Annotated in this window: 22 protein-coding genes; all 22 read left to right on the top strand. The window is 66.8% G+C overall.

What is annotated here, in order from left to right; all coding sequences use genetic code 11:
- The first annotated feature begins 52 nt into the window (after nt 1–52).
- The 22 genes from MDN94_RS12350 (at nt 53) to MDN94_RS12245 (ending at nt 22,731) form a co-directional block, all read left to right on the top strand.
- Nucleotides 53–1,603, top strand: a complete 1,551-nt coding sequence (locus MDN94_RS12350; RefSeq protein ID WP_482725869.1) for a phage terminase large subunit family protein — start codon at nt 53–55, stop codon at nt 1,601–1,603.
- A gap of 66 nt (nt 1,604–1,669) precedes the next feature.
- Nucleotides 1,670–2,065, top strand: a complete 396-nt coding sequence (locus MDN94_RS12345; protein ID WP_482725868.1) for a hypothetical protein — start codon at nt 1,670–1,672, stop codon at nt 2,063–2,065.
- A 3-nt stretch (nt 2,066–2,068) separates the two neighbouring features.
- A complete protein-coding gene (locus MDN94_RS12340) occupies nt 2,069–2,776 on the top strand; it encodes a hypothetical protein (protein WP_482725867.1) in 708 nt (235 codons plus the stop codon).
- 11 nt (nt 2,777–2,787) lie between these two features.
- On the top strand, nt 2,788–4,494 hold the full coding sequence (locus tag MDN94_RS12335) for a phage portal protein (RefSeq protein WP_482725866.1): 1,707 nt from the start codon (nt 2,788–2,790) through the stop codon (nt 4,492–4,494).
- 58 nt (nt 4,495–4,552) lie between these two features.
- Nucleotides 4,553–5,371, top strand: coding sequence for a hypothetical protein (locus MDN94_RS12330; protein ID WP_482725865.1), 819 nt, complete (start codon nt 4,553–4,555; stop codon nt 5,369–5,371).
- Nucleotides 5,372–5,442: 71 nt separating this feature from the next.
- Nucleotides 5,443–6,540 (top strand): N4-gp56 family major capsid protein, encoded by a 1,098-nt coding sequence (locus MDN94_RS12325; protein ID WP_482725864.1) that lies wholly within the window; start codon nt 5,443–5,445, stop codon nt 6,538–6,540.
- Nucleotides 6,541–7,010: 470 nt separating this feature from the next.
- Nucleotides 7,011–7,397 carry a hypothetical protein gene (locus tag MDN94_RS12320; protein ID WP_482725863.1) on the top strand — a complete coding sequence of 129 codons (387 nt, stop codon included), beginning with the start codon at nt 7,011–7,013 and terminating at the stop codon, nt 7,395–7,397.
- 19 nt (nt 7,398–7,416) lie between these two features.
- Nucleotides 7,417–7,791 (top strand): hypothetical protein, encoded by a 375-nt coding sequence (locus MDN94_RS12315; RefSeq protein ID WP_482725862.1) that lies wholly within the window; start codon nt 7,417–7,419, stop codon nt 7,789–7,791.
- Entirely contained in the window at nt 7,791–8,282 is a 492-nt protein-coding gene (locus tag MDN94_RS12310) for a phage tail fiber protein (RefSeq protein ID WP_482725861.1), read from the top strand. The genes MDN94_RS12315 and MDN94_RS12310 overlap by 1 nt, the downstream gene beginning before the upstream one ends.
- Nucleotide 8,283: 1 nt before the next feature.
- On the top strand, nt 8,284–9,114 hold the full coding sequence (locus MDN94_RS12305; protein ID WP_482725860.1) for a hypothetical protein: 831 nt from the start codon (nt 8,284–8,286) through the stop codon (nt 9,112–9,114).
- A gap of 2 nt (nt 9,115–9,116) precedes the next feature.
- Entirely contained in the window at nt 9,117–9,722 is a 606-nt protein-coding gene (locus MDN94_RS12300; protein WP_482725859.1) for a hypothetical protein, read from the top strand.
- Nucleotides 9,706–11,205 carry a hypothetical protein gene (locus MDN94_RS12295; protein WP_482725858.1) on the top strand — a complete coding sequence of 500 codons (1,500 nt, stop codon included), beginning with the start codon at nt 9,706–9,708 and terminating at the stop codon, nt 11,203–11,205. Before MDN94_RS12300 ends, MDN94_RS12295 begins: the two co-directional genes overlap by 17 nt.
- 103 nt (nt 11,206–11,308) lie before the next feature.
- On the top strand, nt 11,309–11,698 hold the full coding sequence (locus MDN94_RS12290; RefSeq protein ID WP_482725857.1) for a hypothetical protein: 390 nt from the start codon (nt 11,309–11,311) through the stop codon (nt 11,696–11,698).
- Between the two features lie 223 nt (nt 11,699–11,921).
- Nucleotides 11,922–12,872, top strand: a complete 951-nt coding sequence (locus MDN94_RS12285; protein ID WP_482725856.1) for a putative Ig domain-containing protein — start codon at nt 11,922–11,924, stop codon at nt 12,870–12,872.
- Nucleotides 12,873–12,878: 6 nt separating this feature from the next.
- Nucleotides 12,879–14,879: a fibronectin type III domain-containing protein gene (locus MDN94_RS12280; protein WP_482725855.1), complete on the top strand. Its 2,001-nt coding sequence runs from the start codon at nt 12,879–12,881 to the stop codon at nt 14,877–14,879.
- A 72-nt stretch (nt 14,880–14,951) separates the two neighbouring features.
- Nucleotides 14,952–15,536 (top strand): phage tail protein, encoded by a 585-nt coding sequence (locus MDN94_RS12275; protein ID WP_482725854.1) that lies wholly within the window; start codon nt 14,952–14,954, stop codon nt 15,534–15,536.
- 26 nt (nt 15,537–15,562) lie between these two features.
- A complete protein-coding gene (locus MDN94_RS12270) occupies nt 15,563–16,420 on the top strand; it encodes a T4 family baseplate hub assembly chaperone (RefSeq protein WP_482725853.1) in 858 nt (285 codons plus the stop codon).
- Between the two features lie 142 nt (nt 16,421–16,562).
- A complete protein-coding gene (locus MDN94_RS12265; protein ID WP_482725852.1) occupies nt 16,563–19,514 on the top strand; it encodes a C40 family peptidase in 2,952 nt (983 codons plus the stop codon).
- On the top strand, nt 19,514–20,269 hold the full coding sequence (locus tag MDN94_RS12260; protein ID WP_482725851.1) for a hypothetical protein: 756 nt from the start codon (nt 19,514–19,516) through the stop codon (nt 20,267–20,269). The genes MDN94_RS12265 and MDN94_RS12260 overlap by 1 nt, the downstream gene beginning before the upstream one ends.
- A gap of 8 nt (nt 20,270–20,277) precedes the next feature.
- A complete protein-coding gene (locus tag MDN94_RS12255) occupies nt 20,278–20,562 on the top strand; it encodes a tail protein X (RefSeq protein ID WP_482725850.1) in 285 nt (94 codons plus the stop codon).
- Nucleotides 20,549–21,748, top strand: a complete 1,200-nt coding sequence (locus tag MDN94_RS12250) for a phage late control D family protein (protein ID WP_482725849.1) — start codon at nt 20,549–20,551, stop codon at nt 21,746–21,748. The genes MDN94_RS12255 and MDN94_RS12250 overlap by 14 nt, the downstream gene beginning before the upstream one ends.
- Nucleotides 21,745–22,731, top strand: a complete 987-nt coding sequence (locus tag MDN94_RS12245) for a phage baseplate assembly protein V (RefSeq protein ID WP_482725848.1) — start codon at nt 21,745–21,747, stop codon at nt 22,729–22,731. Before MDN94_RS12250 ends, MDN94_RS12245 begins: the two co-directional genes overlap by 4 nt.
- The last annotated feature ends 3 nt before the right edge of the window (nt 22,732–22,734 follow it).

Below are 22,734 nucleotides of genomic sequence, written 5' to 3'. Positions count from 1 at the left end.
TGGCAGTGATGTCATTATCTGTCCATATTTATGCCGCTCTAGCTTCGCCGGCATGGGGACACCGGTCGATGCCACGGAACGGGAACTGACCCTCGGCATGCCCGAGGAGCAGGAACCTGCCGCGCCCGCCGGCGCCGACCAGGCCATGGTCGAGGACATCATCGACAAGATCATCCTGGTAATCGACGAGCTGTCCGGCCACCCGCTGCGCCCCTACCAGCTCCCCTTCGCCAGGCGCGTCCTGGAGTCCCTCATCACCGAGGACTCCGCGAAGATCACCGCGCTCTGGTCCCGGCAGTCCGGGAAGAGCGAGACGGTCGCGGACACGGTCGCTGGCGCGTGCATCATGCTCCCCCGGCTCGCCAAAATCTTTCCCGACCTCCTGGGGAAGTTCAAAGAGGGTTTGTGGGTCGGCGTATTCGCCCCGACCGACGAAATGAGCGAGACGCTTTTCACGCGCATCGTAGGCCGGCTCACCTCTGAGCGGGCCCAGGAGATTCTCGCAGACCCCGAGATCGACGAGAAGCTGGTCGCCCGGGGAAAAGTGCTGCACCTCAAGCGCTGCGGAAGTCTCATCCGGAAGCAGACAGCGCACCCGAAAGCGATGATCGAAGGCCAGACCTACCACCTTGTCGTCATCGACGAGGCCCAGGCGGCTGACGACAAGGTGCTGAACAAGTCGATCACGCCGATGCTGGCGAGCACGGCCGGAACGACCGTTATGACGGGCACCCCCACCTACACCAAGTCCGGATTTTACGAGCAAATCCAAAAGAATCGTCGCGAGGCCAACCGCAAGGGGCAGAAGCCGCAGCACTTCCAGGTCGACTGGAAAGAGGTCGCCAAGCACGTCCCCCGCTACAAGAAATTCGTCCAGTCCGAGATGGACCGTCTCGGTGAGGACTCCGACGAATTCAAATTGAGCTATCGCCTCATCTGGCTGCTCGACAAGGGCATGCTCGTCACGTCCGACCGGTTCGACGCGCTCGGCGACGTCTCCATGCGCGTCGTTCAGGAATGGCACCGGTCCCCCGTCGTCGTCGGAATCGACCCCGCCCGGAAAACAGACTCCACCGTCGTCACCGTCTGCTGGGTCAACTGGGACTACCCCGACGAGTACGGAAACTACGAGCACCGCGTGCTGAACTGGCTCGACCTCCAAGGGCTGGACTGGGAAACCCAGTACTACCGAATCGTCGAATTCCTGAGCCACTACAACGTATTCGCCATCGGCATCGACGTCGGCGGCCTCGGCGATGTCGTGGCATCCCGCCTGAAAGTCCTCATGCCCTACGCCCAGATCGTCGACCTCAAGTCCGACCGGACCAATCAGACCCGGCGCTGGGCGCACATGATGGACCTCATGTCCAAGTCGCTCGTCATCTGGCCGGCGCACGCCAAGACGCGTTCCACGAAGAACTGGCGGAAGTTCCGTCAGCAGATGGAAGACGCCGAGCTGACCTACACGGGCCCCCACATCATCGTCGCCGCTCCCGAGGTCGACGCGGCCCATGACGACTACGTGGACTCCCTCGCGAATGCGCTCTTCCTGACCGCCGACATAGCCATGCCGGAAGTCGAAATGCACCACGCCCCCTGGTAGCCATTACCGCCCGCAAAAATGCCGCACCTAGCGTCCTGGTGAGACGTCTCAAACTGGAGGCCCACCATGGCGCAGAGCCCTATCGCCCCGGACCCGAATTTCCGCGAATCGTCCGACCGCTTCTACGAGCGCAAGGCGGCGAACAACCCCACCCGGCGCGGCCCCCTCCGTTTCCAGGAAGGCGTCGCCAGCGACGCCGATGTCCCCCGCGAATTCAGCGAGGGCGTCATGCAGGGCTACCGCACCCCGCCCGGCCGCTCGAACCACAACGCCAATGTGTTCACGAAGCCGCCGGAGGAGACGATGCGCGAGCGCGCGCACGTCGGCTCCGCGTCCTGGCCGGAGGCCCCCACCTTCATCTCGGCGATGGCCGAGGGCGCGAGCGAGCGCGAGCTGAGCTACTCCAGCGTCGACCGGGGAGAGGGCCGGCACCAGCGGCGTAACTACGCGCGGGTGGACTGACACGTGACGAACCCCGGACAGAGCACCCCGTGGGCTCATCTGCCCATCCCGAGTGAAGGCAAGACCCCCGACATCCCCGTGGACCTTGCCTCCGTCGTCGACCCCATCGACACGCTGCTCAAAAACGTGATCGGCGGGGTCGCGGCGCCCCCGGGGCCTCTCTCCCCCACCCTGATCGAGGCCTCCGCCTCCATCGGCTCCCTCAACGCCACCCAGAGCACCCAGCAGGGCCAGATCACGACCATGCAGGGCCAGATCAGCGCCCTGAACGCGACGCCCTGGGCGGCCACCACCACGCGTGAGTCCATGTGGAGCATCGCCGGCAACAAGACGACACCCACGGCGCTGCTGTCGTACCAGATCCCGGCGCAGACCTCGACGTGCCTGCTGCTGCTGTGGAGCGCCCTGTCGCTCGGCTGGACGGACAACGTCACCACCGTCCCGTGCCGCGCTCGCCTCCAGATCCGGCCTGACGGTTCGAGCACCTACACCGACCGTATCCAGGACATCAGCAGCGGCGTCGCGCAGACGCTCCAGTGCTTCCACATGGAGACGGTGCCGGCCGGCGCGTCCCACCGCGTCCAGCTCACCATCGAGGTCTACGGCGCCGCCGCGTCGACCAAGTTCGTCGAGGCGCAGGAGTTCAGCCCCCGGATCTTCATGGTCATGCTCCCCTGGCGCGGCCCCGCCGTCACCAACCCGGGTCTGTAGGGGGCATCGCCGTGTCCATCGCCTTCGTCAGCCCCTCGATGCGGGCCTCCGCGTCCGACCTCACCATCTCCATCAGCCCCCTCGGCCTGGTCGAACTGGCCGACGAAGAGTTTGAGGTGCACGGGCCTCGCCTCACGAGGTACAGCAACCACTGGGCGTGGTACCTCGGGCATCACTGGAGCCACAAGCGCGAGGCCGGCGAGCCCGCGCTCACCATCAACTACGTCGGGGCCCTCAGCCGGTACATCACGAACTTCTGCTTCGGCAGGGGGGTCCATTTCCAGAGCGAGAAACGGTATGAGCACATCGTGCCCGCCCTTCTCGAACGTGCGTGGACAGTCGACAACGACAAGAAAACCGTCCTCTGGCAGATGGGCGAGAACGGCTCTGTCAGCGGCGACTGCTTCGTCAAGGTCGCCTACGAGCCGGCCTGGACTGACGCGGCTGGCAACTTGCACCCCGGACGGGTCCGCATTCTCCCGCTCAACGGCGCGCAGTGCTTTCCCGAGTACCACCCGCACGACCGCGACCGCCTGCTCAGGATGAAGATCAAATACAAGTTCTGGGGCACCTCCCTGGAGGGGACCAGGGCCGTCTACAGCTACACCGAACTCATCACGGCCGATCTTATTGAGGAGTACGTCAATGACGAACTTCTCGACGCCCGGGAGAACCCGCTCGGTCAGATCCCGATCGTGCACATCCGGAACATCGAAGTCTCCGGCTCCCCGTGGGGTCTCGCCGACATCGTGGATCTCATCCCGCTGAACCGGGAGTACAACGAGAAGGCGACCGAAGTCTCCGACATCATTAACTACCACTCGGCGCCGGTCACTATCATCACCGGTGCGAAGGCAAGCAATCTGGAGAAAGGCCCCAGGAAAATCTGGGGCGGCTTGCCGAAGGACGCCTCGGTCTTCAATCTGGAAAACGGCGTCGACCTCAGCGGCCCGCTGGCCTACATGGACCTGATCAAGCGGTCCATGCACGAACTGACCGGCGTTCCGGAGTCCGCTCTGGGGCAGTCTCAGGCGATCTCGAATACGTCGGGCGTGGCCCTTTCGATTCAGTTCTTCCCGCTGATGCAGCGGTACTCCCTGAAGCAGACCAACTACACATTGGGGCTCAAGCGGATCAACGAGCTGGTGCTCAGGACCCTCTTTCTGTACGAGCCGCAGACCCGTATCTACAACGAGGCCACGCAGGGAATCCGTACGTCGGAGGAACAGCCCCTGTTCATCGACCTGCGCGACCCCGAGGTCTACAACACCACCTGCGAGTGGCCACCCCCGCTCCCAGTCGATGTCCTCGTGAAGCTCAACGAAGTCCAGGCGAAGTTGGCGCTGGGCCTGGAATCCAAGCGCGGAGCCCTGCGGGATCTCGGCGAGACCTTCGTCGACGAGAAGATGCGGGAAATCTTCGAGGAGCAGCTCCAGGAGTCCCGCGAAGAAGGCGCACTGGAACTTATTAAGGCCCAAATCGCCAGCGCTATCTTGCAGGCAACGGGATTGCCGCCCACAGGCGTGGAAAGCCCGCCGCCGGCCCCGGCAAGCGGAACCTCTTCGGAGGGACCGAAGTCCGGGGCGACAAGCGCCGGACCTCTGCCAGGACTTCCTGGCACGGGCAGTGGCAAGGACATCGAATCGGTTCTCAGCGAACTCGTGACGCTCTCCAAGGGGACGAAACTCGCCCAGCGGAGAAACCCGGAAAACGACTGAACCGCCCGCCTCTCATTACTACTCATTCCGGCGGCTACCCCAGCCTGGAGTGTAGAAAGTGCCCGAAAACCCGAACCCCGCCGACAACCCCGCGCCGACGCCGAACCCCGGCAGCGGCGTTCCGACCAACCCTGACGGCACCGTGACCGTCCGCCCTGCTTCCCCTCCGGCACCGTCGGCCGGCGAAGGCCGCACCTTCACGGCGGCCGACCTGGAGAAGGCCCGCCAGGAGGAGAAGGAGAAGCTGTACGGCCGCCTGAGCAAGGGCGACGAACGGCTTCAGAGCATGGAGGCCGAGCTGGCAGCCCTGCGCGCCGAGCGCGAGCAGCGCGAGCAGGCCGAGGCGGAGCGCCAGGCCGCCGAGGAGAAGGCCGCGAAGGAGAAGTCGGAGGCGGAGATGTCCGCCAAGCGGCTGGTCGAGGAACGCACCACGGAGTGGGAGCGGCGGTTCGAGGAGATCCAGCGGGAGCGCGAGCAGGAGCGCGCGGCCCTCGCGAAGGAGGCCGAGTTCAACGCTCTTCGCGCGTACGTTCAGGAGCGCCTCAACGCCGAGAGCGGTGCCATCGCTCCGGAGCTGCGTGACCTCGTCTCCGGCAACACTCAGGAAGAGGTCGATCAGTCGATCGAGATGCTGAAGGCGAAGACGGATCAGATCTTCACTTCGATGCAGGCCGCACAGCAGGCCGCCCGGTCGCAGATGCGCGGTGTCGCATCGACTGGATACACCGGAAACGGCCCCATGGATGGAGACGCCGGCACCCGCCAGCTTTCTGTCGATGACATCAAGAACATGCCGATGAGCGAGTTCGCGAAGTACCGCGCGCAGCTCCTCGGTGCGGCGGCCAACAACAACAGTCAGCGCGGACTGTTCGACTAGTCCACCACCAAGCCCGTCCGCCTCTCATTCCTACTCATTCCGGCGGCCCCTTCACGGAATGAGAGGTTCCCGTGGCAAGCGGAATCACCGGGACTCCGGTCCTTTCCCCCACGCCGACCGCATACGCGGCGGCGAACTCCAGCATGCTCACGCCGGCCATTCAGACGCTCTGGAGCAAGGAAATTCTGTTCCAGGCGATGCCGGTGCTGCGTTTCGAGCAGTTCATGGTCAAGAAGACTGAGCTTGGGACCGCCCCCGGCCTCACCGTGAATTTCCTCCGATACCGCTCGCTCGACGGGGCTCAGCAGCTCGTCGAGGGCGTGCGGATGGAAACTCACTCGCTGTCCGCCGAGCAGATCACCATCACGGTCGCGGAGCACGGCTTCGCAATCGCCGTGACGGAGCTTCTGCTCAACGCGAGCTTCGACGACGTAATGGCGTCGGGCGCTCGACTCCTGGGCCGGAACATGGCTCAGTACCTGGATGCGCTCTGCCGAGACACCCTCCTCGGCGCCCCGTCGGTCCTTTACGGATACGACAAGCTCGCCTCCTGGTCGGCCGGCGCCGCGCGCACCCCGCTTTCCCCGTACGACCGGGGAATGTTCGCCGATTCCGAGGCAACCATGGCGACCAACGGCGGGTTCTTCTTCACATCCGCCCTGGTCAAGGACGCCGTGGAGACCCTCGCGACCAAGAACGTCCCACGCCTCGGCGAGACCTACGTCGCGTTCGTCCACCCCCACCAGAGCCGCCGACTTCGCGACGACCCGGAATTCATCGAGGTCACAAAATATGCCGCTCCGGGCAACTTCATGCTCGGAGAAATCGGCCGACTGAACGACGTCGTGTTCATCGAAACGACTCAGGTATTCCAGGGGAATACGTCGCAGCCGCCGACCCAGCAGCTCGGGACCAACATCCCCACTAACACCGCCCAGACGTGGGGCGGGCAGCCGTCGCGAAGCGCCTCGGGATCGACGCCGGCAATTCCCGCCGTCACTTCGGTTCCGTCGAACCCGAACGCCCCGACCAACCCCATCTATAGGGCGCTGGTAATCGGGGACAATGCGGCGGGTCACGCCATCTCCCTTCCCGTGGAGCTGCGCGACGGCGGCGTGCTCGACTTCGGTTTCTCTGCGAAGCCCTCCAGCTTCGCTCTGGCCGCCTGACAGGGCAACCTGTCAGTGACAAACCCGAGAATTGCTGGGACGTCCTGATAGACCTCGGCACCACAACGTGGGGCGAAAGCCCGAGCGTGACGGTTCGAAAAGCCGAGGGTAGGGAAAATCAGCAGCCGAGCCCACCTGGATTCGCCCCGATGGGAAGGTTCACAGACTATGCACGGGTCACCCCACTGGGGTGAAGATATAGTCGGATCTCACGTGAGAGCGTGAGAGGTTGGCAGAAATGACCAACCCGCCCCGGAGGCACTTCTCCGAGGAGGTAACAGAATGCGTGAACACGCCCTTGCTTGGTACTCGATCTTCGGTCTTGGACTCATCACGGACTACGCGGTGGTGCAGTGCGCGACCAACTGATCGACCTCGCTCAGTGCCCTTAGGGGCCCCCTTCTCCGGGGCGGTGGTAATCGACTCTCGCCGCCCCGGAATTCCTCATCCGATTCGATAGGAGAACGCCCATGCCCGCGAACCCGCGTACCAAGCCGAATCCCAAGGATTTCACCGGCAACAAGAAGCGTCAGCTCGCCGAGGAGCATGCCGAAGAACTCACCCGCCGCAAGGGCGAGCTGGCGATGCACCACGCCGAAAAGGCCGCCGGCCTCGACCAGCCGATCCAGCTCGACGAGAAGGGTCGCACGCTCCAGTCCGTGGACGAGGAAAGCGTCCCGGAGGGTCCGGTCGAGCTGCCGCCGGAGAACGTGAACATCCGGATCGCGTGCGACCTGGAGAAAGTGACGATCGGCCAGGGCACGGAATTCGATTTCAAGGAGGGGCAGGTTTACACCGTCCCTCTGCACGTCGCGCTGCACCTGGACCGCCTCGGCTACGTCTGGCAGTGGCTCTGACCGGAGGAGAGGCCGAGCAATGGCGGACATCAAGCCGCTGAAGGAAACCGGGGACACCCCGGAACGGTGGAGTTGGTACACGCTCCTTGCCGACTTCGGGGAGGGCGTCGGCATGCTTACCCAGAAACGCCGGCCGCAGATCGGGGAGGCGTCCGAGGAGGTACCTGACCGGCAGCTCCGGGTCCTGGAGATCCTGGAGCCGGCCACCTACGGCGTCGGGTACAGCTCGGAGGAGACCGTGCTGTGCATGTGGCTGGAGTCGAGCGCGCCCGGCCGGCTCTCCCAGCACCACATCAGCTTCCCCCTGTCCCAGTTTGTCGAACTCGTCGGGCCGGGCGAGGAGCCGCCGGAGTGGCAGACGTTCCTGGCGCAGGCCTCCTTCGGTGGTGAGTGATGGCCGCCAACGGGTTCATCGCGGTGCAGGGGGCAGTGTCGGCGCTGGACTACCTCACCGGCCGGTCGACGGCGCTGGAGGCCGAGTGGGCGGCCAAGACGGCGGGTGGTGATCCGCAGCCGAAAACGACGTACCTGATGTTGCTGACGCAGGTCGTGACGGACGCCCAGACCGACATGACGACGCTCCTCGGTATCGAGGCCGCCGGCACCGGTTACGCCCGTCAGCCCATCCCCTGGGGCGCGGCCTCGACGAGCACCAGGACGTGCTCGACAACCGACCTGGTCCAGTTCGGGCCGTTCTCCGATGCCACTGGCCTCGCGGCCCCGGTGACAGGGGCGGCCCTGGTGACCCGGATGACGTCCTCGGTGGGCCAGCCCGCCGGCCTGTGCCTGATGTCCTGGAACTTGGCGACGGCCATCACGACCCAGCAGAACCAGGCCCTCCAGCTCGCGGTCGGAGCGCTGTCGATGACGCTGGCGGTGACCTGAGATGGCGACGCTCGCGGAGATCATCAAGCGGATTCGGTCCGAGATCGGCGATTTCGCGGCGCCCTTCGTGGACGCCTTCGTCGGCGGGGACGAGCTGTCGTCGTATGACCTCAGCGAGGTCAACGTGGTCTCGGTGCAGGCCAAGGTCGTCACGGCTACTCCCGCGAGCACCGTCGAGCTGGTGGCGGACACCGACTATGTCCTCAACCCGGCCGAGGGCTCCATTCTCCTGATCAACGCGGCGTACTCACCGCTCAAGCACGGCCAGACTCTGATCGTGCGCGGTGTCTCGCACGGGATGTTCTCCGACGCGGATCTGGAGATGTACGTCCAGGACGCGCTCAACCAGCACGCGCACGGGCGGAGTCTGCGCACTCGGTACCGCGATGCCCATGGGCACATCCGGTACGACCTGGAGCCGATCAGCCTGGAGAATCTACCGGCGGTCGAGGAGCCGCTGGTGGCGTACCTGGCGGTGATCAACGTCCTGTGGACGCTGGCGACCGACGCGTCCACGGACATCGACGTCAACACGAGCGAGGGCACCTACGTACCCCGGTCGCAGCGGTACCGGCAGCTCATGGATCACCTGATGCGGGTGCAGGACCGGTACAGCACGCTCGCGCAACAGCTCAACGTCGGTCTCGCCCGGATCGAGCAGTTCCAGCTCCGTAGGGTGTCGCGGACCACGAACAGGCTCGTGCCGCTGTTCCAGCCCCGCGAGTACGACGACACCGGCAAGCCCGAGCGTCTGCTGCCGCCGATCGACGGCGACACCTACGACGACGAGTCCGGTATCCCGAGCCCGCTCTACCCGGGCACGTGGGGGTGACCGTGCAGGGGCGAGCGGATTGGAAGCGCGGGCGGTTCGGGGTCAATACCGAAACGACGCTGATTCACCGGGCGCTGCGCGGCTGGCAGGCCCGCACCGGTGACTCGGTGACCTATTTCCGTTTCCAGCACGGCGAGTCCGAGATGCACGACGTGTACGACGAGGCGACGGGTGCCGGCCGTGTCTTCTACGGCCGGTGGCAGCTTCCGGCCCTGCACGTGACGCACGAGGAGTCGGCGAACACCGATCCGCATGACAGTGGCCTGTACGTGACGGACACCCTGCGCGTGGTCCTGGAGTACGACCAGCTCACCAAATTCGGCCTCACCGAGATGGACATCAAGCACGGCAGCTTCCAGCGCGACCGCATCGCCTACGACAACGCCCTGTATGCCGTGCAGCGGGTCAACATCCTCGGCCAGATCCGCCGGCGGGATGTGGTGGTCGTGATCGAGGCGGAGCAGCTCCAGAACGACGAGCTGGTCAACGACCCGCAGTTCCAGCAGTACCTCGTCGATCCGACCGAGCTGCCGGCGGTGAGTCCGCAGCAGATGGCGCAGACCGTGATCCACCCGGAGGAAGGCGGGGATGATGACCTCTACGCCTGATGTGCCCATTCCCCTGACGCGGCTGACGGGCCGGTATGTCGCCCCGGACGGCACCCCGCTGGCCGGGACAGTGGCCTTCGCGGCGCCGTCGGTGGTGTCCTTGCCGGCATCAGACGTCATCACCACGACGGCCGCCACGGTCACCCTGGATCAGACCGGCCGGTTCCAGATCGATCTGATCCCCACGGACACCCCGGGCATGACGCCGTACGGGTGGCCGTACGAGGTGACGGAGAAGGTGGCGGGCAAGCCTCGCCGTGTCTTCCACATCCTGCTGCCGGCCTCCCCTGACCCGGTCGACCTGGCGGACATCACACCTGTCTCCCCGTACGCGGGGAACTTCAGGGCAGTGGCGGGTCCGCCTGGTCCGCAGGGCGTTCAGGGCGTTCCCGGGCCGCAGGGCGAGAAGGGGGAGCCGGGGGACAGTGCCAGCTCGGCCGAGCTGGAGGCACACGAGGCCTCGACGACCGGTGTGCACGGCATTGCCGACACGGCGGTCCTGGAGACTCAGGCGGGGGCGCAGGGCAGGGCGGATGCGGCTCAGGCGGCGGCGGAGGCGGACGCGGCGTCGCGGTACACGCCCTTGGATGACGCCCGGCTGACCGATGCGCGTCCTCCGACGGGCCCGGCCGGCGGGGCACTGACCGGTACGTACCCCAACCCCACGTTGGGTGCCTCGGCAGTGGCCCTTTTCGATGCGGCTGGCAGTGCGAGTGCGGCGCAGACGGCTGCGGCCACCGACGCGAGCGGCAAGGTCGCCGCGCATGTCGCGGCCTCCGATCCGCATGGGGACCGGTCCTGGGCGGACGGTCGGTTCGTTCCGCTCGGGGATACCCGGCTGACGGATGGACGTACCCCGCTCGGCCCGGCCGGCGGGGCGCTCACCGGCAGCTACCCCAACCCCACTCTTGCCGCTGCGACAGTGGCCTCGTTCGACGCGGCCGGGTCGGCGAGCACAGCGCAGGGCGCCGCCGTCTCTGCGGCTGCGACCGATGCGACGAGCAAGGTCGCCGCACACGCGGGTGCGGCCGACCCGCATGGTGATCGGGCGTGGGCGGACGGGAAGTTCGCCACCATCACGGTCGTCGACACCCTCACGGGGCAGGTCACCACGCTCCAGGGGTCGGTCACCAGCCTCGACGGGTTCGTGAGCGACTGTCTGACGCGGGTCGCCGCGATCGAGCAGGGCACCGCGTGGCTCGCCGGTCTGAACTCCACCGGACTGCTCCAGGTCGTCGGCAGCAGCATGGTTGTGCGCCGCATGGACGGCACCGGTGTGCAGGAGATCGACCCCGCGACCGGCGTTGCGGCTCTCGGTGTCAAGAACGGTCTTCAGCCGCTGCGTTTCTGTGGTCGGCGAAGTTCTGCGGGGGCTCCAGATTCCGGTACGTGGGCGGAGGGGGACCTGGTTATGGATTCCGCCGGTGTCTGGCATTTGTGCACGGCTGCGGGCACTCCGGGGACATGGGCTACGGCTCCGTAAGAACGCACTAGTAAGGGCTGTAGGGCGTTCTGGAATTACCTCTGCCTAATCCTGCCATGCGACCCTCGGCGCAGAATGCCCACCCCTCTCGAAGGAGAATTTCATGGCCCGCTATGTCCTCGTCGCCGCCGACGGTTACAGCAAGGAGATCATGGGTGGCCCGCTGGAGCTGGACGACCCGGAGCAGTACGCGGCCCCCGAGGGCCAGCGACTGATGCTGGAGGAGACGGCCCTGTCGGAGGGCTACTACTACTCGGGGGGCGGCGCCGGCTTCTCGGAGGACGGACACGACCACGGCCGTGACGAGGAAGCCCGCGCGGAGCACGGTCGTGACGAGGAAGCCCGCGCGGAGCACGGTCGTGACGAGGAAGCCCGCGCGGAGCACGGTCGTCACGCCCGCGTGGTCTTCGAGCCGCTTGGCGAGGGGGACGGCGTCCAGGGCGAGGAGGGCGGCCAGGGGGCGGCCCGCCAGCCGAACACGGACGAGCAGTAACCGGCCTGGGGCCCGTCGTTCTCGGGCGGCGGGCCCGACTTCCCTTAGGAGCCATCATGACTGTCGGTCAGATCGTCGCCCTGGTCCTCATCGTCCTTCTCGTCATCGTCATTCTGCATGTGGCGGGCCTTCTCTGACCTGCGACGCCATCGCATTAACCTGCGTCAAATCGACGCCAGCATTCTGGTGGGGCGAATAACAACCGCCCATACCGGAGTGTCACGTGCCGTTTCTCCTTAACGAGGACAAGGCGCTGAAGCTAAAACTTCAGGGCCTGATGGTGCATGACGCGACTTCCGGTACGGGCCGTAAGGTCACCGTCCGCTACAGGAATCCCGAGTACGAGCTGGCGGACGCGGTCTATCCGCTCGCGCTCATCTCGCACTCCCGTATCTCGCGTGACGAGGACCGGGAGCACCGGGGCATGGTGCACCTCCACTACGCGCCCGAGGGCTACGAGCCGTGGGCCGACATGACGGACCCCACGCAGTCTCCGTACGCGGCGGAGATGCCGGTCCCGCTGAACGTCGACTACCAGGTGGATGTCTACGCACGTAAAGAGACGCACATCATCGAGATGACCGGTGCGCTCATGGGTTTCCACTTCCTACCGCCCCGCTTCGGGTACCTCGCGGTCCCGGAGGACGGGACGGTCCGGCGGCTCGACCTCCTGGGCGGCCCCGACTACTCGGAGACGAAGGACGACCGGGGAAAGCGGCTCTTTATCGCGTCCTGGGTTATCCGCGTCTCCAGCGAGATTTTCCTGAGCGAGATCCGTACCCTGACGCCCGCTCAGCGGGTCCTTATCGACTGGCTCGACAAGGATGCCTGGGACGAGGGCCACACGATCCCGGTCAGTCCCCAGCAGACGGTCACCAAGACCCGGCTCACCGTCTCTTCGACCACGCTGGCCGACGCCCTGGTCGGCCGCGCCTACCGGCAGATCCTGGAGGCCCTCGGGGGGTCAGGCCAGGTCACCTGGGCGCTGGCCGAGGGCTCACGCCTTCCTCAGGGGCTCTCCCTGACCACCACCGGCGTCCTGCACGGGACCCCGGCCGCCGCGACGACCGCACCGGCCTCATTCCAGGTCATCCTCCGGGACTCGGACGTCACCCCGCAGGTAGCGCAGGCATCCCTGGCGCTGACCGTACTGCCCACACCCCCCGGAGGCTGATGCCCGATGACCACGCCCACAGCTTTCCCGTACCGCCGGCCCGGGGTGTACATCTCCGAGTCGCTCAAGGCACTCCCGCAGCAGGTCAGCGCGCCCGGAGTGGCGGTCGCCACGTTCGTCGGCACTCACGACGCCGGGCCGACGACTCCCACGAAGGTCAATTCCTGGGAGCAGTTCGTCAACCTCTACGGTGGTTTCGGCAACGGCCTGTCGTACCTCCCGTTCCAGGTGTACGCGTACTTTGCCAACGGTGGCCGGAGCGCCTGGATTCTGCGGGCGACGCCGTCGGATTCCGTGGCGGCCCGGCTGGTGGTGAAGAACAGGCCGCTCCCGCCGACCGAGATGATCGTGGAGACGCCGGACGGCACCGCGCCCACGGGCAGTGGCACGAAGCCGGCCACGAAGGCCTCGGGTGTCTCTCTGGTCAGCCCGTCGGGTCCGGTGACCGCGAATCCCGAGCAGACGGCCTTCTGGATCGAGTGGACGGCGATCACACCGCTGGCGAGCGTGGACGCCTACCTCGTCGAGGTCACGCAGCCGGACGAGGGCAGCTTCTCGAAGAGCGTGTGGGTCGCCCAGCCGTCCTCGGGCAAGCCCCAGGCTGCTTTCACCGGGCTGGCGCCGGGCACGGAGTACGCCGTGCAGATCACGCCCTACAAGGGCGCGACCGCCGGCGACCCGATGGACACCGCCGCCACCTTCACCACCGCAGCGGGCTACACGCCGGTGGATGCTCTCCAGGTCACCGCGCGAGGCCGGGGCGCGTACGGCAACCAGCTCTACGTCACCACGACCCCGTCGTGGACCACTGGCCACTTCCACATGCACATCAAGTTCGGCGGCACCAACCAGGGCCAGCTCGTGGAGACCTGGCAGGATCTCTCCCTCCACCCGGGCGACCCTCGCTACGCGGTCAGCGTGGTCAATTCCGCCGCGTCGGGCTCGAACTACGTCCAGCTCACCAACATGCTCCCGCCGTCCTCGGCCACTCCGGGGACCGGCGCCACCCCTGACGGGTCCTGGCAGCCGGAGTTCGTCACCGACGCGCCTCTGGCCACGGGCGCCGACGGGGTCCAGGCCGTCAACCTCGCCCAGCAGCTCAGCGACCAGTTCACGGCGGTTGAGGATGTCCTGCTGGTCAACCTGTGCGGTAACACCTCGATGCCCGACCACGTGCCGCCGGCTACTCAGGTCAACGCAGCACTCACGTGGGCGGAGGACCGGCGCTCCGCGTTCGTCGTCCTCGACGCACCCCGGCAGCCGGCGCCTATCGCGTCGGATGTCGCCACCAACAAGTACGTGGAGACAGCGGGTAGTTACGCGCCCACGACGTCGTACGCGGCGCTGTACGGACCGTGGCTCCAGGTGGCCGACCCTGCGGGGGTATCGGTGTCCGCGACGCGGATGCTGCCGCCGGCCGGTGCGGTGATGGGGCAGTACTCGCAGGCGGACGCGGCGGTGGGACCCAACCGGTCGCCGGCCGGTGTTGCCTACCGGCTGGTCGGAACCGTCGGGGTCGAGCAGTCCTTCACGCTCAGCCAGCTCGACACGCTCAACGAGGCCGGGGTCAACGTGATCAGGCCGGTGCCGCAGTCCGGGCACTGCATCATGGGCGCCCGCACGCTCAAGGCCGGCATGCCGGACCGGTACATCAGTGTGCGGCGCATGCTGATGTACATCGAGCACCTGCTGGAGAACGTGACTCGCTTCGCGATCTTCGAGCCCAACTCGCCGGAACTCTGGCAGACGATTTCGGCGCTGGTCAATCAGCAGCTTCTGACCCTCACGCAGGCCGGGCAGCTCCAGTCGAGCATCCCGGAAGAGGCTTTCTTCGTCGTCTGTGACGAGACCAACAACACGCCGCAGACCGTCGCTCTGGGCGAGATCCGTATCGCGGTCGGTGTGGCTCTGTCCTCGCCGGCGGAGTTCATCCTGATCGAGATCAGCCAGTATCAGGGCGGGATCTCCACAGTGAGGGATTCCACGGATCAGACGAGTGCAGTCTGATCACCAGCGTTTCACCGCCTCTCATTTCTGTTCACTCCGGCGGCCCAGACATCGGGAAATGAGAGGTGACCTGTGGCAACCGTAAGCACCACGCAGAAGCCGAGTCTCGCGCAGCTCCAGACAGACCCCCTGAGGAATTTCAAGTTCCAGGTCCAGATTCACCTCGCGGGGTCCACTCTGGACAGCTCGAAGCGCTCGAACCAACTCGGTTTCATGTCCGTCTCCGGCCTGTCGATCACCACGGACGTGGTGGTCTACCGGCAGGGCGGGCACAACACCACGACCCAGAAAATGCCTGGTCAGAGTGACTTCGCACCCATCACGCTCTCGCGCGGACTCATCTGCGGAGACAGCGACATCTACGCGTGGCTGAAGCAGCTATTCATGGTCATGCAGGGCAGTGGCGGAAATGACGGAAGCTACAACTTCCGCGCCATCATGGACATCTACCTGCTCGACCACCCGGTCACCACCAAGAACGTGTACTACAAGGCCGGCTGGCGGGTCTACAACTGCTGGCCCACGTCCATCGCATTCGGCGACCTCGACGCCGGCGCGAACGGCATCGAACTCCAGCAGATCACCCTCGCCCACGAGGGCTGGGACTTCAAGATCGCCAGCAAGTACGGGCCCGGCAGCGGCGTCTCGATGTCGTAACTCGAAAACAACTCGAAGGAACCCTCATGACCGAACCCATCACGCTCCCCGATTTCGACAGCTTCGGCGACCAGACCATCAACGGACTGGAAAAGCCCGAGGAAGCATCGGCCGCCAGCCAGGCGGTCCTGCGGGAATCCCGCACCTCCGGCCGCCCGCGCATCGACAACCCGGGCAGCAATCAGGCCACCCTCGCACGCGGGATCTGCCGTGACGGCGTCTGGTACCGCGACGCGGAGGTACGTGAACTCACCGGGGCCGACGAGGAGGCCATCGCCGCCGCCGGGACCGCCAGCGCCTACAAGGTGTTCGAGACCCTCCTGCTGCGCGGCACGGTGGCGGTCGGCGGCGAGCCGATGACCTCGAAGCTGGGCGCCGAGCTGCTGATCGGCGACCGCGAGATCCTCATCCTCGCCATCCGCCGCGCCTCCTTCGGGGACACCATCGAATTCGAGCGGCTGCCCTGCCCGCACTGCGGGGAACTGGTCGACCTCACCGTCCCGCTCGACGCCCTGCCCGCCGTCGAACTCGACGACCCCGAGCAGCTCGACTACGAAGTGCCCCTGCGGCGCGGCGCCACGGCCACGGTCCGGCTGCCCACCGGCGCCGACCAGGCCGCCGTCCTCGCCATCAAGAACAACTCCGCCCGCCAGGACAGCGAGATCCTCGGCCGCTGCGTGCAGGCCGTCACCCAGCCCGACGGCACCGTGGTCCGCCGACCCCCGCCCCAGACCCTCGGCATGGCCGACCGCCAGGCCGTCCTGCGCTTCCTCGGGGAGACCCAGCCCGGCCCCCGTCTCGCCGACTTCAGCTTCACCCACGACACGTGCGGACAGGAGGTCCCGCTGCCAATCAATCTGGCCGTGCTCTTTCGCGGACTGTGACTACCAGCGGGCCTTCGCCGAGATCGAGATCCTCGCCCAGGTCCACCCAGGCTGGTCCCTGCGGGAGATCAAGAACCTGTCCATCCGTGAGCGGCACCACTGGGTCCGCCACGCCGCCTGGGACGTAGAGAGGAGGCAGTAGATGGGTACTCCCCCGCCGCCGCCCGGCCCGCCGCAGCCGAATCCCGGCGCGGGCCGGTTGCTGGGCACCAACCAGCTCGGGTCGCAACTCGACGCACTGACGCGGGCCTTCACGACCTTCACGACCCGTTTCGCGTCGAGCGCGGGAATGTCCACCATGGGCATGCAGGCTTCGAACTTCGGCCAGAGCCAGCGTACGGGGGAAAACGCCGCCCGCCTCCAGCAGCGCTACGGGCAAACGCACGACGCCCATAACGCGGCCCGGCTGCGGATGCAGGAGGAACTGGAACGCCAGCAGCTCCAGTGGGACCGCCAGCTCCGCGTGGGCACGCGTACGGTCAACAACGGCCGGCTGCCGGCGTGGCAGCGGCAGGAGGCCCGAGACCGTCTCGACGAGCAGGTCGTCCTCTTCTCCAACGCGCAGGCCCGCACACGGCGGGAGTGGAGCCTCCAGGAGAACCAGCACTCGGCCGGCATGGCGCAGATGGCCAACGACATGCAGCGCATGGCCGCCCAGCAGCGCATGCAGACGACCATGAACCGGATGGCCGTGGCCGGCCAGGTCGGGGGAGCCATCGTCGGGGCCGCCCGCAGCTACTACAGCGGCGGCGAAGAGGAGATGGCCGGCCAGTACGAGCGGCGCATGTCGATGCTCAACCCCGATTTCTCGGGGACTCACGGCAGCCGGGCGATGGGCTACTTCCGCACCATGAAGCGGGCGGGCACCGTCATGTGGGGCACGTCCAACGAGGACGCCTTCGGGGGCCAGACGGCGATCTCCCTGCAAAACCCCCGGGATCAGTGGGATATCCAGTCACGGCGTGCCGCCTCGGCCGCGTTCTTGACGCCGGGGCTCGGCATTCAAGGCGCCGCGCAGCAGCAGCAGGAGCTGGGCACCGCGCAGGCCTTCTACGCGTCGCAGGTTTTCGGCATGGCGCCTACGCGGTTTGCCGGCGGCGTACAGAACTCGCCGGCGGCCATGGCCCTGAGCCTCGCGCAGCGGGTGAACAACGGTGGTTTCTCGAAGGTCAGCGGCACGCAGCTCACGGCGCAGCTCGCGCAGGGCGGGTCCCTGTCGATGTCTATGGCCAACTACGGCCGTATGGCCGGGCTTTCGGGGCAGTCCATGGAGGCGATGCGTAACCAGACGGAGATCCTCCGGGATCTGATCAATCCGTCGAAGAAGGGACTGAAAGGGCTGAGTGAGGGGGAAGCGCTCAAGCTCCTGGAGGACGTCGGCGGCAGGGACACGGACGCGGCCGAGAAGGCGTTCAACAAGGTCAAGGAATACGCACCTTCGGTCGGCGACTCGTACCAGGACTCCCAGCGCTACCTCCAGGGCCTGTCCCGGGAGGGCCACCTGCCAGGGTCCGCGAGTTTCCTGGACGCCGCCAAGGCGAGCGCTAACAGCCTGGCGGACATCCACACCCTGCTCCAGAAGACGCTGGAGCCGATGGCCGACGCGATCGGCACCGTGGCCGGCTCCGCGAAGGGCGGCGGTGTCTGGGGCTCTGCTTCCGCAGGCTTCAAGTCCGGGTGGAACTCCGGGGACAACGTGTTCTTCGGCGACTGGGGTGAGGGGACCGACCAGTCGTCCTGGGCTAAGTCGACCTGGAATTGGGCCAAGGGTCTCTTCGGCGGTGACCGGGGTACTCCGGAGTCCAAGCAGGACGGGAAGAAAAAGAAGAAGGCGGAAACGCCGAGTGCACCCGGCGGGGGTATCGGCGCCGCGATCAGCTTCGCCCGTGCCCAGCTCGGCGACAAGTACGCCATGGGGGCCGAAGGGCCGGACGTCTGGGACTGCTCCAGCCTGATGCAGCAGGCGTTCCAGAAGGCCGGCGTCAACCTTCCGCGCGTGACGTACGAGCAGATCGGCCGGGGCAAGGAAGTGCCCATCGATGAGGTCCAGCCCGGTGACCTGGTCTTCTACAAGGACGTGAGCCACGTCGGTATGTACACCGGCGGCGGGCGCGTCATCGAGGCCGCGAACCCGGGGCGCGGGGTTGTGGAAGGCCCCATGTACGACAAGTTCGTCCGGGCTCGGCGCATCATGACCGGCGGCATGGCTGCCGTCGAGAACCTGTCGGAGAAGGGGAAGGAGGAGGGCACCGAGGGAGCAAGTTCCCCGGCCGGCTCCTCTGCTGGCGGGGCGCCCGGTGGCGCGTACGGGTCGATCGACGAGGTCGACGCCCTGGCCGCCGCGCTCAGCGGTGGCGGTGGCGGGCCGAGCAGTGTGCAGAGCGTCTCGCGGACCCCGTCGGCCACCCAGAACGAGGAGGCCGAGGGCGAGGGCGAGAGCGCCGACGACACTGGCTCCGCCCCCAAGAACGCCCAGGCGAACATCGCGCTCGGCAAGAAAATGGCGGCCGAGTACGGATGGACGGGCCGCCAGTGGGACGCGCTCTACAAGCTGTGGGAAGGAGAGTCCGGCTGGCGGCACTGGGCGGACAATCCGAATTCCGACGCCTACGGCATTCCGCAGGCCATGTCGAACCTGCACAGGGAGACAGCGACCGACGAATGGCGGAACTCGCCGAGTAAGCAGATCGCTTGGGGCCTGAAGTACATCAAGGGGAAGTACCAGACACCTCAGCGGGCCCTGAACTTCTGGAACTCGAAAAATCCGCACTGGTACAAGGACGGCGCCTGGGAGGTGCCCGGCCAGCGAGGCGAGGGCGTCGACGCCCGGCTCCACGGCGGCGAGATGGTCCTGGAGGCCAACTCGGCTCACACCGTCCGCCAGGCCCTGCTCAACCAGGGCCTCAACACCGCCCAGGGCCAGGGGTCGAGTTCCGTCACCAGCGGCGGGTCCGTGACGCTCCAGTTCGGCCCCGGCTCCGTGGTGGTGCAAATGCCTACGGCATCCACCGAAGGGGCCAAGACGGCGGCGCAGGCTTTCGTCTCGCACGTGGCTGCCGACGACCGGATCAAGTCGCTGATGGGAGGCTGGTAATGCCCGATCCCGATGCCCGCAACAAGCCCGTGAGCAAGCCCAAGGACAGCGGCGCGGTCAACCAGCCGGGGCAGGGGATCTTCGAGAATTCCTTCGATCCCCGTATCCAGTCGATTCCGTCATACCTGCCGGGCACGACCGCCGGGTCCTCGTACGGGCTGAAGCACGGCTACATGGTGACCGCCTTCCCGAAGGGGCAGTCCGGCCGTTTCTACATGCTGAACTTCCTCTACAACCCTTCTGTCGTACAGCTCAGCCACTCGATCGACGCTTCGAACCAGGTGATGCCGGCGTACACCCGGAGCGACGAGGACAAGGGGACCCCCCTCGTGGCGGCTGGCGGCACGCTGCACTTCAACCTTCTCTTCGACCGCAGCTACGAGATGAGCGACAGGACGAAGTCCCACACCATCGAGGGCACATACGGCGTGATGGCCGACATTCACGTGCTCTACAACATGGTCGGCGTCAACTCACCTCAAGTCGTGTGGAATCAAGGCGAGGGCGCTGATGCCGAATCTTCGGTAGACGCGAACAATGTCATCGGGATCATGCAGATGCGGCCCGTCTGGGTCCGCTTCGGCCAGGCGCGCCACGCCTTTCGTGACCAGCTTCCGAACCTGAGCCGCATGGAATATTTCGGCTACGTCAACAGCCTGGAGATCACGTACACGCATTTCTCGCAGCGGATGACGCCTGTCCGGTGCGGGGTCGGCGTCACCATGCAGCTCATGTCGACGGCCGGATGGGTCTAGGAGGCGTCATGGCTATCTCTCTCACCTCGCGGTACCAGCGCAATTCCACCGCGCTGGTCCAGGACCGCCGGGGGAATCTCCAGCTCGCCATCGTGCACCGGGCGCCGGAGAACCAGACCTTGCGTGTCTCCGACTACCGGTGGCGCGCCGAGGACCGGGTGGACGATGTCGCCGCCCGCTATTACGGCTCGGAGTCCTCGTGGTGGATGTACGCCCAGGCGAACCCGGCGGTGATGGACTGGACGCAGGTACTGCCCGGCCAGCAGATCATGGTGCCCCGTGGCCTGGCGTAACGTCTACCGCCCGCACCTGTACGCCCAGAGCCCGGCGCTGGAGCGAGGCGCCTGGCTCGCGGGCGCGGAGATCTACCAGGCCGAGAGCGCGCACCAGGTCGTCGAGCTGACCGTCATGCACACGTACAACCCGGCCTTCCCGGCGCAGCAGTGGCGGGCGCCGGCAGGGTCGGTGTGGGCGGAGAACACGCCGGTCCACCTGCGGTACGGCTGGTACGCGGACGACTCCGCCGACTGGCACGGCTACGTGGTGTCCTCTCGGGTGATGGCCAGCGAGTCCGATCCTCGGTACGGGCACGCCGTGCAGATTCCGGTGGTCTACACGCTGACCGGCGCGTCGCTGCCGATGCAGTCGCGGCGTAGCCGGACGTGGCGCGAGACCACGGTGTCTGCCGTCGCCCGGCAGATCGCGAAGGAGCACAATCTGCTGCCTCGGGTGGATGTGTCGGCCGTGGTACTCGATCAGGTCGCGCAGGCCAGCAGTGACTGGACGTTCCTCGGCGACTTGGCCGACCGGAGCGGGTACCGGTTGTACTGCGACGGCACGACGTTGTGGTGCGTCGACCGGCGTACTGCCATGCCGTCTGCGGACGGGAGCGTGCCTGTCTTCCGCCAGCGCAAGGCGCCGGGGGTCGTCGACTCGCTGAGGGAGTTCTCAGCCGTCCTGGGTGACACGGACCCCGCCGGTGGTCTCAGGGCCCGTTACGAGGCGACGGCGTTCAACCGTCACTCGGGCGTGCTGTCCTCGGCCACGTACACGCAGAGCCGGACGACGGTGCAGGGACAGCCGGTCGCCCCGCTGCTCGACAGCCGGTACGACGCCCGCCCGGCGGGTAGCTACGCGCAGGCGGCGAGGCTCATGAACGCGGCGGCGGACTGGCTGTGGGTGGAGGCCCGTGCCGTCACCAACGGTGATCCCCGGCTGCGGCCGGGCTCGCTCGTGGAGCTGCGCGGCGCTGGGATCGGGGAGACCCATGAGGGTACGTGGATGGTCCGCAGCGCTGTCCACAAGCTGTGGGTACATCAGCTCTATCCGCAGAAGAGCACGTATACCACCACGCTTGCCGTGGGGCGGAGCAACAGCCATCAGCTCGACCTGGGCCCACAGCCCCCGCCAGGACCGACCGCGCCCACCGTACTGGTCTCCGGCCGGTGGCGGGCCGCACACTCGGGAGGCACCGCATGAGCCCTCTGGTCGGCGTCTACACCGGTCTCGTCGTCTCCGCCCAGGACCCGCAGAACCGGGGCCGGGCGAGGCTGCGCATCCCGCAGATCACCGGCACGGCGGTCACCGGATGGGCGGAGCCGGCGAGCATCGGCGCCGTCGCGCCCGGGGACCAGGTCACGGTGGCTTTCGACGGCGGGGACTTGAGCTACCCGGTTTTCTGGCCCCGGTACCGGGCCGGCCTGCCGTACACCAGTCAGTGGATGCCGCTCACGCTGGCCCCGGGCTGGACGGCCGGCACCGGCACGGACGGGGTCCCCTCGGTGCGCCTGACCGGTGACGGGATGCTCGAATTCGCGGGGATGGTCACTGCGCCGGCTTCCGTGACCAAGGGCGTCCCCGTGCAGATCGCCACGCTGCCCGACGGGCTGCGCCCCCTGCACGACGCCTACCGGATGGCCGCGACCGGCTATCACGCCGCGTACAACGCGCGTCAGGGCGTCGGCAGCAGCACGGCCGTGCAGACTACGACGAGCGTCACCTACGTCGACCTGGCCCCGAGTACCACCGCCGCTTTCATCGCCCCCGGCTCGGGCGAGGTGCTGGTGCAGATCGGCGCGTGGCTGCGGACGAGCAATACGACCGACACGGCGTACATGTCCTACGCCGTCCTCCAGGGGGCTACGGAGATCGTGGCTCCCAGTGACGACCGGGCGTGTCTGGTTACCGGCGACAAGTTCGCGGCCGTCTCCACCACCAATTTCGTCAACAACCTTACGCCGGGCACGACTTACACGGTGGCGGCCCGCTACCGGTGCGCGACTCCCTCCGCTGCCACGGCGACTTTCGACACGAAGAAGATCGCGGTCTGGCCGACCTTCCCCTACTCCAGCCCTCACTGCCGCGTCGCCGTGCTGACGACCGGGATGCTGACCGCGCTGCACCCGCAGGGGTCCGTCGCCACCACCGTGAGCCTCGACTCTCTGCGTGTCCGCGCCCTCTAGGAG

The organism is Streptomyces sp. WAC00040 (genome assembly GCF_056835925.1).
The sequence above is the reverse complement of the archived record's forward strand: the minus strand, read 5'-3'. Positions and strand labels throughout refer to the sequence as shown.

What these genes read in the sequence shown, in the direction of transcription:
- MDN94_RS12350 (WP_482725869.1), top strand. Translation starts at nt 53, where the DNA reads ATGGGGACACCGGTCGATGCCACGGAACGGGAACTGACCCTCGGCATG.
- MDN94_RS12345 (WP_482725868.1), top strand. Translation starts at nt 1,670, where the DNA reads ATGGCGCAGAGCCCTATCGCCCCGGACCCGAATTTCCGCGAATCGTCC.
- MDN94_RS12320 (WP_482725863.1), top strand. Translation starts at nt 7,011, where the DNA reads ATGCCCGCGAACCCGCGTACCAAGCCGAATCCCAAGGATTTCACCGGC.
- MDN94_RS12315 (WP_482725862.1), top strand. Translation starts at nt 7,417, where the DNA reads ATGGCGGACATCAAGCCGCTGAAGGAAACCGGGGACACCCCGGAACGG.
- MDN94_RS12310 (WP_482725861.1), top strand. Translation starts at nt 7,791, where the DNA reads ATGGCCGCCAACGGGTTCATCGCGGTGCAGGGGGCAGTGTCGGCGCTG.
- MDN94_RS12305 (WP_482725860.1), top strand. Translation starts at nt 8,284, where the DNA reads ATGGCGACGCTCGCGGAGATCATCAAGCGGATTCGGTCCGAGATCGGC.
- MDN94_RS12295 (WP_482725858.1), top strand. Translation starts at nt 9,706, where the DNA reads ATGACCTCTACGCCTGATGTGCCCATTCCCCTGACGCGGCTGACGGGC.
- MDN94_RS12290 (WP_482725857.1), top strand. Translation starts at nt 11,309, where the DNA reads ATGGCCCGCTATGTCCTCGTCGCCGCCGACGGTTACAGCAAGGAGATC.
- MDN94_RS12280 (WP_482725855.1), top strand. Translation starts at nt 12,879, where the DNA reads ATGACCACGCCCACAGCTTTCCCGTACCGCCGGCCCGGGGTGTACATC.
- MDN94_RS12270 (WP_482725853.1), top strand. Translation starts at nt 15,563, where the DNA reads ATGACCGAACCCATCACGCTCCCCGATTTCGACAGCTTCGGCGACCAG.
- MDN94_RS12265 (WP_482725852.1), top strand. Translation starts at nt 16,563, where the DNA reads ATGGGTACTCCCCCGCCGCCGCCCGGCCCGCCGCAGCCGAATCCCGGC.
- MDN94_RS12260 (WP_482725851.1), top strand. Translation starts at nt 19,514, where the DNA reads ATGCCCGATCCCGATGCCCGCAACAAGCCCGTGAGCAAGCCCAAGGAC.
- MDN94_RS12255 (WP_482725850.1), top strand. Translation starts at nt 20,278, where the DNA reads ATGGCTATCTCTCTCACCTCGCGGTACCAGCGCAATTCCACCGCGCTG.
- MDN94_RS12245 (WP_482725848.1), top strand. Translation starts at nt 21,745, where the DNA reads ATGAGCCCTCTGGTCGGCGTCTACACCGGTCTCGTCGTCTCCGCCCAG.